This window comes from Streptomyces sp. NRRL F-4489 (genome assembly GCF_001509485.1).
Classification (GTDB): Bacteria; Actinomycetota; Actinomycetes; order Streptomycetales; family Streptomycetaceae; genus Streptomyces.
This window is the reverse complement of the sequence record NZ_LLZI01000043.1, coordinates 1-12463: the sequence shown is the minus strand read 5'-3', so window position 1 is coordinate 12463 and position 12463 is coordinate 1. Positions and strand designations below refer to the sequence as shown.

The 12463-nt window shown below is 72.4% G+C and carries 13 protein-coding genes; 8 read left to right on the top strand and 5 right to left on the bottom strand.

Going from position 1 to position 12463, the window contains the following annotated elements:
• The first annotated feature begins 172 nt into the window (after positions 1-172).
• From ADL22_RS06005 to ADL22_RS35170, 3 genes are all read left to right on the top strand, one after another.
• Complete coding sequence (locus ADL22_RS06005; RefSeq protein WP_199836226.1) at positions 173-997, top strand: sugar phosphate isomerase/epimerase family protein; 825 nt, start codon at positions 173-175, stop codon at positions 995-997.
• A 199-nt stretch (positions 998-1196) separates the two neighbouring features.
• Positions 1197-3050, top strand: a complete 1854-nt coding sequence (gene ilvD / locus ADL22_RS06000; RefSeq protein ID WP_066974413.1) for a dihydroxy-acid dehydratase — start codon at positions 1197-1199, stop codon at positions 3048-3050.
• A gap of 304 nt (positions 3051-3354) precedes the next feature.
• Positions 3355-3570 (top strand): hypothetical protein, encoded by a 216-nt coding sequence (locus ADL22_RS35170; protein WP_159048584.1) that lies wholly within the window; start codon positions 3355-3357, stop codon positions 3568-3570.
• On the opposite strand, the gene ADL22_RS05995 is transcribed toward ADL22_RS35170, so the two are convergent.
• Positions 3552-3860, bottom strand: coding sequence for a DUF397 domain-containing protein (locus tag ADL22_RS05995; protein WP_066974402.1), 309 nt, complete (start codon positions 3858-3860; stop codon positions 3552-3554). The two genes, ADL22_RS35170 and ADL22_RS05995, sit on opposite strands and share 19 nt — an antisense overlap.
• Positions 3842-4684: a helix-turn-helix domain-containing protein gene (locus ADL22_RS05990; RefSeq protein WP_066974401.1), complete on the bottom strand. Its 843-nt coding sequence runs from the start codon at positions 4682-4684 to the stop codon at positions 3842-3844. Before ADL22_RS05990 ends, ADL22_RS05995 begins: the two co-directional genes overlap by 19 nt.
• A gap of 166 nt (positions 4685-4850) precedes the next feature.
• On the opposite strand from ADL22_RS05990, the gene ADL22_RS05985 reads away from it, so the two are divergent.
• A complete protein-coding gene (locus tag ADL22_RS05985; RefSeq protein WP_066974399.1) occupies positions 4851-5063 on the top strand; it encodes a hypothetical protein in 213 nt (70 codons plus the stop codon).
• Positions 5060-5311 (top strand): hypothetical protein, encoded by a 252-nt coding sequence (locus ADL22_RS05980; RefSeq protein WP_234430559.1) that lies wholly within the window; start codon positions 5060-5062, stop codon positions 5309-5311. The genes ADL22_RS05985 and ADL22_RS05980 overlap by 4 nt, the downstream gene beginning before the upstream one ends.
• Before the next feature lie 36 nt (positions 5312-5347).
• Here the strand turns inward: ADL22_RS05980 and ADL22_RS05975 are convergent, their stop codons facing one another.
• Positions 5348-7627 (bottom strand): protein kinase domain-containing protein, encoded by a 2280-nt coding sequence (locus tag ADL22_RS05975; protein ID WP_066974392.1) that lies wholly within the window; start codon positions 7625-7627, stop codon positions 5348-5350.
• A gap of 256 nt (positions 7628-7883) precedes the next feature.
• Between ADL22_RS05975 and ADL22_RS05970 the strand changes: the two genes are divergently transcribed.
• Positions 7884-8195: an SH3 domain-containing protein gene (locus ADL22_RS05970; RefSeq protein WP_066974390.1), complete on the top strand. Its 312-nt coding sequence runs from the start codon at positions 7884-7886 to the stop codon at positions 8193-8195.
• 89 nt (positions 8196-8284) lie between these two features.
• Complete coding sequence (locus tag ADL22_RS05965; RefSeq protein WP_066974388.1) at positions 8285-8824, top strand: hypothetical protein; 540 nt, start codon at positions 8285-8287, stop codon at positions 8822-8824.
• A 40-nt stretch (positions 8825-8864) separates the two neighbouring features.
• Here ADL22_RS05965 and ADL22_RS05960 read toward each other — a convergent pair whose 3' ends face one another.
• Positions 8865-9818: a hypothetical protein gene (locus ADL22_RS05960; protein ID WP_066974386.1), complete on the bottom strand. Its 954-nt coding sequence runs from the start codon at positions 9816-9818 to the stop codon at positions 8865-8867.
• Between the two features lie 240 nt (positions 9819-10058).
• Here ADL22_RS05960 and sigJ point away from each other — a divergent pair, with 240 nt between their 5' ends.
• Entirely contained in the window at positions 10059-11006 is a 948-nt protein-coding gene (sigJ, locus tag ADL22_RS05955) for an RNA polymerase sigma factor SigJ (RefSeq protein ID WP_066974407.1), read from the top strand.
• 68 nt (positions 11007-11074) lie between these two features.
• Here sigJ and ADL22_RS05950 read toward each other — a convergent pair.
• A partial coding sequence (locus tag ADL22_RS05950; RefSeq protein WP_234430558.1) for a M1 family metallopeptidase occupies positions 11075-12463 on the bottom strand: 1389 nt, incomplete at its 5' end.

The following is a 12463-nucleotide window of genomic DNA, read 5'->3' as shown; positions in this document are numbered from 1 at the left end:
CGCGCCCCCAGGCCCCCCGCCGCCCCAATGCGGCCGACATCACACCCCCGCCCCGAACCCCTGCGCCCCACGCGTCCCACCGGCGCCCACGCGCCCCATCGGCCCCCCGGTGGCGTCGTGGCGATCGTCACCTCCTGCCCTGGGCCGTGGTGCGGCCCGTACGCTGTCCTTCGTGACAGAGCCAGTGCTGCGCATTCCCGACGCGAAGGTCGCGCTGTCCACGGCTTCGGTCTATCCGGAGTCGACGGCGACGGCCTTCGAGATCGCCGCGCGCCTGGGGTACGACGGGGTCGAGATCATGGTCTGGACCGACCCGGTCAGTCAGGACATAGAGGCGCTGCGCCGGCTGTCGGACTACCACGGCGTCCCGGTGCTGGCCGTGCACGCGCCCTGTCTGCTGATCACCCAGCGGGTCTGGTCCACCGATCCCTGGGTCAAGCTCCAGCGCGCCCGCAACGCCGCGGAGAAGCTCGGCGCGTCCACGGTCGTCGTCCACCCGCCGTTCCGCTGGCAGCGCGGTTACGCCCGCGACTTCGTCCGCGGCATCTGGCGGATGGAGAGCGAGACCGACGTCCGGTTCGCGGTCGAGAACATGTACCCCTGGCGCTACCGCGACCGCGAGATGCAGGCGTACGCCCCCGACTGGGACCCGACCAACGACGACTACCGCCACTTCACCGTCGATCTGTCGCACACCGCGACGGCCCGCCACGACGCGCTGGCGATGGCGGCGCGGATGGGCGACCGGCTGGCCCACGTCCACCTCGCGGACGGCAACGGCTCCGCCAAGGACGAGCACCTGGTGCCCGGCCGCGGCAGCCAGCCCTGCGCCGAGCTGCTGGAACGTCTCGCCGCGACCGGTTTCGACGGGAATGTGGTGGTCGAGGTCAACACCCGCCGGGCCATGTCCGCCGCCGAACGGGAAGCCGACCTCGCCGAGGCGCTGGCCTTCACCCGCCTGCATCTGGCGTCGCCCACCTGGGTCCCCGGCAAGTAGTCGCCTGGGTTCCCGGCAGGTAGTCGCAGGGGCCGGCGGCTGGTCGCCGGGGGCCGTCGGCGGGTGGCCCGAGGCCGGCTCCCGGCCCCGTCTCATATCCCGGAGAGCGCTGTCCAGATCTTGGATCCGGGGCGTAATCTCGAGGGAAGCTGCGGTATGTGCCGCGGTCGTACGTCCGTATTCCGAGGGAGTGACCATCGTGCCCGAGCTGAGGTCCCGCACCGTTACCCATGGCCGCAACATGGCGGGCGCCCGCGCCCTTATGCGAGCCTCGGGTGTACCGGGCGCGGACATCGGCCGGAAGCCGATCATCGCGGTGGCCAACTCCTTCACGGAGTTCGTGCCCGGCCACACGCACCTGGCCCCCGTCGGCCGCATCGTCAGCGAGGCGATCACGCAGGCCGGCGGCATCCCGCGCGAGTTCAACACGATCGCGGTCGACGACGGCATCGCGATGGGCCACGGCGGCATGCTGTACTCCCTGCCCTCGCGCGACCTGATCGCGGACTCGGTCGAGTACATGGTCGAGGCGCACTGCGCGGACGCGCTGGTCTGCATCTCGAACTGCGACAAGATCACCCCCGGCATGCTGATGGCGGCGCTCCGCCTCAACATCCCGACGGTCTTCGTCTCCGGCGGCCCGATGGAGTCCGGCCGGGCCACCCTCGTGGACGGCACGGTCCGTACGCTCGACCTGGTCGACGCCATGTCGGAGGCGGTCAACGACAAGATCTCCGACGAGGACATCCTCCGTATCGAGGAGAACGCCTGCCCGACCTGCGGCTCCTGTTCCGGCATGTTCACCGCCAACTCGATGAACTGCCTGACCGAGGCCATCGGCCTCTCGCTGCCCGGCAACGGCTCGGTCCTCGCCACGCACACGGCCCGCAAGGCCCTGTACGAGAAGGCGGGCGCCACGGTCGTCGAGCTGACCAAGCGCTACTACGGCGAGGACGACGCGTCCGTCCTGCCGCGCAACATCGCGACGCACGCGGCGTTCGAGAACGCCATGGCGCTCGACATCGCCATGGGCGGCTCCACGAACACGATCCTGCACCTGCTGGCCGCCGCCCGTGAGGCCGAGGTCGACTACAACCTCGACCACATCAACGCGGTCTCGCGCCGCGTCCCCTGCCTGGCCAAGGTCGCGCCGAACGTCGCGGGCTCGAAGACGTACTACATGGAGGACGTGCACCGCGCCGGCGGCATCCCCGCGATCCTCGGCGAGCTGTACCGCGGCGGCCTGCTGAACGAGGACGTGCACACCGTGCACAGCCCCTCGATCAAGCAGTGGCTCGACGACTGGGACGTCCGCAGCGGCGCGGCCACCGACGAGGCCCGCGAGCTGTGGCACGCGGCCCCCGGCTGCAAGCGCTCCGCCGAGGCGTTCAGCCAGTCCGAGCGCTGGGACACCCTCGACACGGACGCCGCGAACGGCTGCATCCGCGACGTGGCGCACGCCTACTCCAAGGACGGCGGCCTCGCGGTCCTCAAGGGCAACCTCGCGGAGGACGGCTGCGTCGTGAAGACGGCGGGCGTCGACGAGTCGATCTGGACCTTCGAGGGCCCGGCCGTCGTCTGCGAGTCGCAGGAGGAGGCGGTCGAGAAGATCCTCCTCAAGCAGGTCAAGGAGGGCGACGTCGTCGTCATCCGCTACGAGGGCCCCAAGGGCGGCCCGGGCATGCAGGAAATGCTGTACCCCACCTCGTACTTGAAGGGCCGCGGCCTCGGCAAGGTCTGCGCCCTGGTGACGGACGGCCGCTTCTCGGGCGGCACCTCGGGCCTGTCCATCGGCCACGCCTCGCCGGAGGCGGCCGCGGGCGGCACCATCGCCCTGGTCCAGGACGGCGACCGCATCCGCATCGACATCCCCAACCGCTCGATCGAACTCCTCGTGGACGACGCGGAGTTGGCCGCCCGCCGGGACGCGCTCGGCGGCGTCTACGCCCCGAAGAACCGCCAGCGGAAGGTGTCGGCCGCGCTCCGGGCCTACGCGGCGATGGCCACCAGCGCCGACAAGGGCGCCGTCCGCGACGTCAGCAAGCTCGGCTGAACGCCTGGCCGAAAGCCTGGCTGAACCGCGCCGCGGTCTGCGGTCTTCCCGCGCCCGGTCCGTCCTTGGTGAGTTCTCATGGGGTTCTCACCGGGCGGGCCGGGCGCGGCTCTTTTCCGGCCGGGAGCGCGCGAGTAGCCTCGAAAGTTGACGAGTTGACGAGTTAGCGCGTTGATGAGTTGGCGCGTCGGGGAACGGGGGAGTTGGGGGATGACGCTGTCCGGAATGCGCCACGATGGCGCGAAGTCGCGGGCGACGGAACGTGTGCCCGAATTGTGGTCATACGCAGTGAGATACTGGCGGCATGATGGCTGACACACCTGGTCGTGACACACCCGGTCCTGCCGAGCCCGGGCCCGCCGACGCGCTCGCGGCGGTCACCGCCCATGTCTGCGACTGCGGCGCCGTCGTGGAGGGGTTGTACGGCCGGTGGGCCTGCACGGCCTGCGGGCGCGTGTCCCCGTACTTGGAACCGCCGCAGGGCTGGCAGGCCGAGCCCGGCTACGCCGACTGGAAGTGACCGAGGGGGCTGTTCCCGTCCTGGACGGCCCCCACGAACGCCCCCCAGGCCGCCGCCCCGAAGACGAGGGCGGGGCCCTGGGGGTTCTTGCTGTCCCGTACGGGGACCAGCCGGGCGGGGTGCCCGTCCGCGACCTCCAGGCACTGGCCACCGTCTGAGTTGCTGTAGCTGCTCTTACGCCAGTTGGCGTTGGCCAGGAAGGTGTCGGCGACCTCGACGCACGCCCCGCCTTCCGAGTTGCTGTAACTGCTCTTACGCCAGTTCACGCCGCTCAGTTCGATGGCTCGCACGGCACTTCCTCCAACATTCGCAGGATGAACTTCCGCGACTCGACCGGGGAAAGGGCCATGTCGCGCACTGCATCATATGCGCGCTGGAAACGCTCAACCCGGCATGCTTCCTCGATCAGTTCACCGCGTACGTCGTTCTCGGCGTAAGCCACGGCACGGCCGTCCAGGAGCCGGAGAAACATCAGGTCGGTGCTCGCCAGGCCGTGCGGACCGGTGCTCAACGGCAGCACTTGAAGGGTGACGTTCGGGCGCTCCGACGCCTCCAGGAGGTACTCCAACTGCTCCCGCCACTCCTGCGCGTTGCACAAGGGTGTTCGCAGGACCGCTTCGGAGAGGATGCCCCGAAACGTCGGCGCTTCATTGCCCTTGAGCAGTTCCCGTCGTCTGACGCGCGCTTCGACCTGTTGCTCCAGTTCCTGGCCCGCGAGGCCACCTGCCGCGAGCGCTTCGCGTGCGTACGCCTCGGTCTGCAAGAGTCCTGGCGGCCTGCTCACCGCGTAATGCCACAAGTTCACCGCCTCGGACTCCAGCATCATGTAGCGCCGGTATTGCTCCTTGAACTGCGACAGGTCGCCCTTCGCCAGCTCCCACAGGGTGATCAGCAGATGCGGGGTCCCGTAATAGTCGTCAAGGGCGATGGCCACCTCGGGACTGCCGAGTGTCTTGCCGCTCTCCATTTTGCCGAACAGCGACCAGTCCCAGCCAAGGTCTTCACCGAGCTGCCGCAGGCTCACACCCTTCTGGTGGCGCAGTAAGCGCAGCTCTTCCGCGAACCGCTTGCGTGGTTCCTGGCTGCGGCCGGTGATGACTCTCCTCGGTGGCATGGGGCCCTCCTTCGTGGAAGGTGTGGGGACTTCGATCCGGGCGGGGAATATCAGCCGGAACTAGACATTTGCCCGTCCCCGCTGGTGCATCCTCGTAATGCCCGGAATGCGCAGCGTAGCTGTGGCCGGCGTGTCAGGCAGGGAAAACGGCAGAAGGAGCACCCCCGTGACGTTGGAGAAGATCGCCGAAGCCGAGGCGGCGCGCGACGAGTTGGCTGCCGCGCTGAAGCGGAACGGCATCGTGCTGCCGTCGCTGTCCGTCGATCCGCTGTCGTACAGCAGTGAGCCGCCGCGGCCGCTCATCGAGCTGGGGCGGTGCAACCCGGAGACCGCGCGGCGGCTGGCGGCCGTCATCGGGGGACGGGGAGGCCGGTCATGACCGGCGACCGGCCCGCCGGGGCGCCGGCGCCCGCGCACGTGCCCGCGAAGGGCGAGATCGTGCGGGATCTGCTGCGGGAGCGGGTCGGGCGGGTGATGGACCACGAGGACGGGTGCGTTCAGCTGCGGCCGCTCGGGGGCGGCGTGGAGTGGGACGCGGATCCGGCGGACCTGGAACCGGTCGCGGTGTCGGCGGCGCTGAGGGAGCACGTCGCGGACCTCAACTGGCAGAGTACGAATCTGAGTTGAGGGGTGGGCGGCCCTTAAGGGGTCGCCCCGGGGGGCCTACCAGCGGGACGGGTCGGCGGTCGGTACGCCGAAGACCGTGCCGTCCGGGGAGGCGGCGTAGATCCGGCCCTGGTCGGGGTCGAGGCAGGGCGCGGGGACGGCTTGCAGGAAGCCGTTGTGGCGGGTGGCGGTGAGGCGCGGCGGGGTCTGGCCGAGGAGGGCGCCGGAGGTGGTGTCCACGGCGATCAGGCGGCCGTCGGCGGCGGTGAAGTACAGGCGGTCCCCGGCGGCCACGGGGGCCGAGCCGCGGCTGACGGAGGTCTCGGTGTCCCAGGTGCGCGCGCCCACGGCCTGGAGGGCGCCGCCCTCGGCGAGGAGGTACGCGGTCTCGCCCTGCACGGTGGCCGAAACGCCCCGCAGGGGAGCGGCCAGGGGCAGGCGGCGGGACTGGCCGGTCGCGGGGTCGTAGCGGAGGACCGCGGCGGTGAGGTTGTCGTAGGTGGGGTCGCCGACGGTGAGGAAGAGCGCGCCGGAGCGGGTGGTTCCGGCCAGGGTGAGGGTGCCGGGCAGGCGGCGGGACCAGTGGACCGAGCCGTCCGCCGGGTCGATGGCGGTGAGCCGGGTGAGGGGGGACGGGCCGGTGGGGAGGGGTTCGGCGGCGTAGGCGGTGTGCGGGTCGCCGTGGGCGGTGAAGCGGGGGAGCTGGTGGCCGGAGAAGCTTCTGCGCCAGCGCTGCTGGTGGGTGGTGGTGTCGAGCGCGGTGACGGTGCCGTCGGCCGAGGTCAGGAGGATGCGGTCGGCGACGACCGTGGCGCCGCCCTCGTAGGGGGAGATGTCGAGGCTCCAGCGGAGGGCGCCGTCGCCGTCCTTGGACGGGTCGAGGGCGAGCAGGCGGCGGCCGTCGTCGGCGAAGACGTAGAGGAAGCCGCCGGAGAGGACCGGGGCGGTGGGGGAGACATCGCTTCGGCTTCTGGTGGCGGCCGTGTGGCGCCAGGTGACCTCGCCGGTGGCGGGGGAGAGGCGGGCCGCGGGGAGGCCGGACTGGCCGCAGAAGACGGCGCCGGCGCCGGCCGTGCAGTACGGCATCTCGGCGGCGTAACCGGCCGGGCGGTCGACGAGGGTGGTGCGCCAGGGGCGGATGGGGCTGTGCGGGGTGCGTGAGGCGTGGGTCTGGAGGGCCGGGTCGTCGTCGGACGCCGCCGTCAGGGCCCAGGCGCCGGCGCCGAGCGCGAGGACGACGAGGGCGGCGGTGGCGGCCAGGAGGCGGGGGCGGACGCGGCGGCGGGTGCGGGCGGGGGCGGTCTCGGCGGGGACGCCGGGGCTCTCGGCACGCACGTCGTGGGACGCGGCACGTACGTGGGTGGTCTCGGCGCGGGACTGGGGCGTCTCGACGCGTACGTGGGTGGTCTCGGCGCGGGCCGGCTGCCGCTGGGCGGGGACGCGGACGGGGCCGGGGGCGGCGGACGGTATCGCGCCCAGGGGGAGGGGCGCGGTGGCGGGAAGCGTCATCGGGGCGTCGCTGCGCAGGAGTTCCATCAGGCGGCCCGGGGTCGGGCGGTCCTCCGGGTCCTTCGCCAGGCAGCTCGCCACCAGGGGCACCAGTTCGTCCGGGAGACCCGAGAGGTCGGCCTCGTCGTGCACCACCTGGTAGGCGACCAGGTACGGGCTATCGGAGTCGAAGGGGCCGCGCCCGGTGGCGGCGTGCACCAGCACCGACCCCAGGGCGAAGACGTCCGCCGCCGGGCCGACCTCGCGCGGCCGCTGGAACTGCTCGGGCGCCATGAACGGCGGCGTGCCGATCAGCTTGCCGGTCTCCGTACGCATCTCGCTGTCGGACGGCCGGGAGATCCCGAAGTCGATGACCTTCGGGCCATCGGCGGCCAGCAGGACGTTGCCGGGCTTGAGATCGCGGTGGACGACGCCGGCGCGGTGGATGTCGCGCAGCGCCTCGGCCAGGCCCGCGCCCAGCCGCCGGACCTCGGCGGGGGCCAGCGGGCCGTTCCGCTTCACGTGGTCGGAGAGGGCCGGGCCGGCGATGTGGAGGGTGGCCATCCAGGGGCGTTCGGCGTCCGGATCGGCGTCCACGACGGGGGCGGTGAAGGCGCCGCTGACCCGCCGGGCGGCGGCCACCTCCTGCCGGAACCGGCCCCTGAACTCGGGGTCCTGGGCGAACTCGGCGTGGATGACCTTGACCGCGAGCAGCAGTCCGGAGGAGGACCGGGCCAGGTGGACCACGCCCATGCCCCCGGCGCCCAGACGCGCTTCCAGGCGGTACTGCCCGGCGTATTCCGGACGCTCCGCTTCCGGTCCGGGCGCGGAATCGCGCAGCGGCGGCATCGTTCCACCCCCGTGTCGTCGCCATGCCATGCGGTCGCAGAGTGCGACGCGCGGAGCCTAGTCCATGGCGCCGCCGGGACGGGCGAGGCTTGCTAGCGTGCCGCCCACGGGCCGTGTCGTACGCATGGCCGAGAATCGGCCGCTGTCCCGCATGGGGTGGCGGCGGCGCAGGATCACATCGTCAACGCGGTCAACGGGTTCGACACGGTCAACGGGTTCGACGCGTTCGACGCGTTCAACGGGGGGAGCAGCGATCATGAGTACGCAGGAAGTGCAGGGCGCGGAGGGGGCCCAGGTCCTTGCGGCCGGGGCGGCGGGGCTGACGTATCCGGTGGCGCCCGGTTACCGCGTCAACGTCCGGCAGGGGCCGGGCACCGACACCCCGGTGGTGCGGCGGCTGGCGGAGGGCGCCCGGGTGGAGATCCGCTGCCAGCGGCGCGGCCAGTGGGTCACCGGCCCCTACGGCACCTCCAACCTCTGGGACAACATCGGCCCCGGCCAGTACATCTCCGACACGTACGTCCACACGGGCAGCGACGGCATGGTCGCGCCCAGCTGCATGGGCTGAGCCGTACGGGGTGAGCAGTACGGGGCCGGTCCTACGGGTGAGACCGAGGCCACCCCGGCAATACGGGACGTCCGGGGATAATCGACGGCATGAGTGATGCGCAGCGGTCGGTGGCCCCGGACGGCCCGGAGCCGGAGGAGATCCGTTTCTTCGGCACCACCTGGGTCGCGCACGACGGCGGCTACGCGCTGCGGCGGGTGGCGGTGGCGGCCGGTTCGCTGCTGCTGGCGGCGGCCGGGGCGCTGGTGCTGCGGTTCGCGTTCCAGGGGCTGACGATCGCCGCCGTGGGCTCGTTCGTGAACGTCCTGATCGTGGCCGGCTTCGCGGTGTGCAGCGCGCTCGCGTTCCGCCGCACCTGGGACGGCTTCGTCCGGCGGCCGGGCACCGCGCCCGAGACCGCCGCCGACCGGTCGTCCCAGAGCCTCCTCCTCATCGGCTTCATCGGCTCCCTGCTGGCCTACTTCTGCCGCAGCCTGGTCGAGGCCCCCGGGGAGAAGCTGCGCCGCGCCGAGTACGAGGCGGCCCTCGAACGCCACGCCCGCCGCCGGGAAACCCGCGCGGGCAACCCGGCGGCCCGGCGCTCGAAGGCGAAGCCGAACGCGAAGGCGAAGGCCAAGAAGCGCGGGTGAGGGCGGCGGTCTGCCCGCCTGCCCTCCGGTACGCGTCAGGTCATTGGCGGGCGTACCGCTCCGCCATCGCCCGGAAGACCTCGCGCGGCGTCCACTCCTCCTCGGTTTCCGCGCCGGCCCTCCCCACCACCCCGTAGGACCCGAGGTCGTCCTCCTCGCCCTTCCGCCCGAACGAGGCGAAGGTGAACCACAGCGCGGTGTCGATGCCCTCCTCCTCGAAGACGTCGAGGAGTTCGCCGAAGTACCGGACCTGCTCGCCCTCGTCGCGCACCGCGCCGGCCGGCGGCTGCCAGGCCATCCCGCCGAGGTCGCCGGCGCCCCGGTACGGGCAGGTGCCGAATTCGGTCACCGCGACCGGCTTCCCGTGGGCCGCGTGCCGGCGCAGCTCGTCCCGGAAGGCGGCGGCGTTGTACGCGGCCCGGTAGGCGTCCACTCCGACCAGGTCGAACGGCGTCCAGTCGATCGCCTCCCAGGGGCCGGCGGCGTAGGTGATCCGGCCGCCGAAGCGCTCCCGGACGGCCCCGGCCACCTCGGCGAGGAAACCGTTCAGCCGCTCCAGCACCGGGCCGAGCGACTGCCACCACTCCCGGGACGCGGTGCTCATCGCCCGGATCCGGTCGCCGTAACTCTCGCCGGGGATGAACCCCTTGCAGAACATGCTCGCCTCGCACCCGGCGACGAAGACCACCTCGGCCCCGCCCCGCCGGATCTCCTCGGCCCGCCCGGCGCAGTCGGCGAAGAACGGGAGCAGTTCCTCAGGGGCGAGGTCCACCGGGAACGGCGCGAACCACACCTCCAGCCCGGCCTGAGCCGCGTACCGGGCGGCGGTGGACAGCCGCTCGGGGTGGCCGCCGGATATCCGGACCGCGTCGCAGTGCAGGTCCCGGGCGATCACGGCCATGTCCCGCTCGACGGCCGCGTCGGTGAAGACCTTCCGCGAGAGCTCGTCCCCGGGGAGGAACCCGGTGTCGTAGTTGATGCCGCGTGCACGCATGCCGCGCCTCGCTTTCCCCCTGGTCCCGGCGGCCGGTCCGCCGCCGTGCGGCCGCCCACGGGCCGCCGCGCGCCATTCTGCGGCACGGGGGAGGGGGGAAGGGGCAGGATGGGCGCGTGGGGCGCGTACGGGCGCGTACGGCTCGTTTTGAGGGCGGGGGAGGGCGTGTTGGGGACCGAGGGAGTGGCCGAGGTAGCGGCCGAGGGGACGGACAGCGGGACGCCGCCCGCCGCGGACCGCCTGGCGGCTTTCGAGGACGTCCGAGGCCGGCTCTGGGGCATCGCCTACCGGATCACGGGCACCGTCACCGACGCCGACGACGCCGTCCAGGAGGCGTGGCTCCGCTGGCAGGCGCTGCCCGACGACCCGCCCGTGGAGCACCCCCGCGCCTTCCTCACCACCGTGGTCAGCCGGATCTGCTACGACTTCCTGGGCTCGGCCCGCGCCCGCCGGGAACTCTACGTAGGCCCCTGGCTTCCCGAGCCCCTGCTCGACGCCGCCCCCGGGCGCGGCCCGGCCGCGCTGGCCCGTAATGCCGCCCCCGATGACCCCGAGGACCGCGTCACCCTCGACGAGTCCGTAGGCATGGCCCTCCTGACCGTCCTGGAACGCCTCACCCCGGCCGAACGCACCGCCTTCGTCCTGTACGACGTCTTCGCCGTGCCGTTCCCGGAGATCGCCGAGGCGGTCGGCCGCACCCCGGACGCGGTCCGCCAGCTGGCCTCGCGCGCCCGCCGCCGGGTACGCGCCGAGGCCCCGCGCCGGACCGTGGACCGGGCCGAGCACCGGCGGACCGTGGAGGCGTTCCTGGCGGCCGTCACCGGCGGGGACTTCGCGGCGCTGCTGGCCGTCCTGGACCCGGACGTGGTGTGGCGCTCGGACGGCGGCGGCAAGGTGAGCGCGGCCCGCCGGCCGGTCCTGGGCCGCGAGAAGGTCGCCCGCTACACCTGGGGCGTGGCCACCGGCGGCCTGGCCCTGGAGTCCGTGCGGCTGTCCCTCCGGGACGTCAACGGGGCCCCCGGCCTCGTCTTCACCGACCCCACCGGCGCCTTCCCGCCCGGCGTCCTCGCCTTCACCGTCCACGCCGGCCGCATCACCGAGGTCTCCGCCGTCCTCAACCCGGACAAACTGGCGCGCCTGGGCCCGGAGTTCACCAGCGCCCCCGGGGACAGCGCGCCCAAGCCCTAACCGCTAACGGGTCACGCGGCGGCGTCATCCACTAACGGGTCACGCGGCGGCATCATCCACCAACGGCGTCACGCGGCGGCGTCGTCCTCGCCGCCATCCCCATCCTCCCCACTCCCCGAATACTCCCAATCCGGCCGCCCCTCCCCAAACAGCCAGTCATCGAACAAATCACTCAAATCCTCATCCGTCCGATCCTGGCAAAACGCCATGAAGTCATCCGTATCCGCATTCCCGTGCCGATACTTCGCCGGCCACTCCTTCAGAATCCCGAAGAACGCCTCGTCCCCGACCGCGTTCCGCAACTGCTGGAGCACCATCGCCCCCCGCTCGTACACCGGCGTCCCGGTCACGTCCTCAGCCGACTCCGGCGCCCCCGGCGGAAACCCCCACCGCCCGTCGTCCGCGTCCTCGTCCGGACCGTCCTCGTCGCCCTCCCCGTCGCCGTACAGGGCATCGAACCGCTCCTGCGGGGTGCGGCCCCCCTCCCGCTCCTCCCACAGCCACTCCGCGTACGTGGCGAAGCCCTCGCTGAGCCAGGTGTCGCGCCAGGTCTTCGGCGTCACCGAGTCGCCGAACCACTGGTGCGCGGTCTCGTGGACCACCGTCGAGGTGTCCGGCGCCCCCGCGTACACCGGCTTGGTCTGCGTCTCCAGCGCCGCCCAGTCGATACGCGGCGGGGTGTGGTCCACGACGGCGCCCGCCGAACTGAACGGGTACGGGCCGAACAGCTCGGTCCCCCAGGCCAGGATCTCCGGCAACCGGGACAGCGGCTTCTCGCTCGCCTTGGCTTCCTGCGGGTCCACGGCCACGTAGAGCGGCAGGCCCTGCGGTGTACGGGACTCCCGCACGTCGAACGTCCCGATAGTGGCGGTGGCGAGGTAACTGGCCATCGGCTCACCGCTGTGCCACTCGTACGTCGTCCGGCCGCCGGCGGTCCGCTTCGAGCGCAGCTCGCCGTTGGCGATCGCGGTGTAGCGCTCGGGCACGGTGATCCGGAAGTCGTAGGCGGCCTTGTCGGCGGGGTGGTTGTTGCCCGGGAACCACGTCATCGACCCGGCCGGCTCGCCGCTGACGAACGCGCCGTCGGCGGTCCTGACCCAGCCCTCCCGCGCCCCGTCCGCGTCCGTCATCTCCTGCGGCGTGCCCCGATAGCGGACGGTCGTCCGGAACGTTTCGCCCTTCCCTATCCCGCCGGCCGGCCGCACCACCAGCTTGTGCCCGTGGCGGCTGAACTCCGCCTCCCGGCCGCCCACCTGGACCCGCGCCACCGTCATCCCCTGAAGATCCAGCTGAAACGACCGCAAATCCTGCCCCGCCCGCGCGGTGATCGCCGCCGTCCCCTCCAGATGCCCCTTCGCCACGTCGTAATCCAGATCGAGCCCGTAGTGGCTGACCCGATACCCCCCATTCCCCAACCCCGGAAACAGCGGATCCCCCACCCCGCCCTCCCCCCCGCC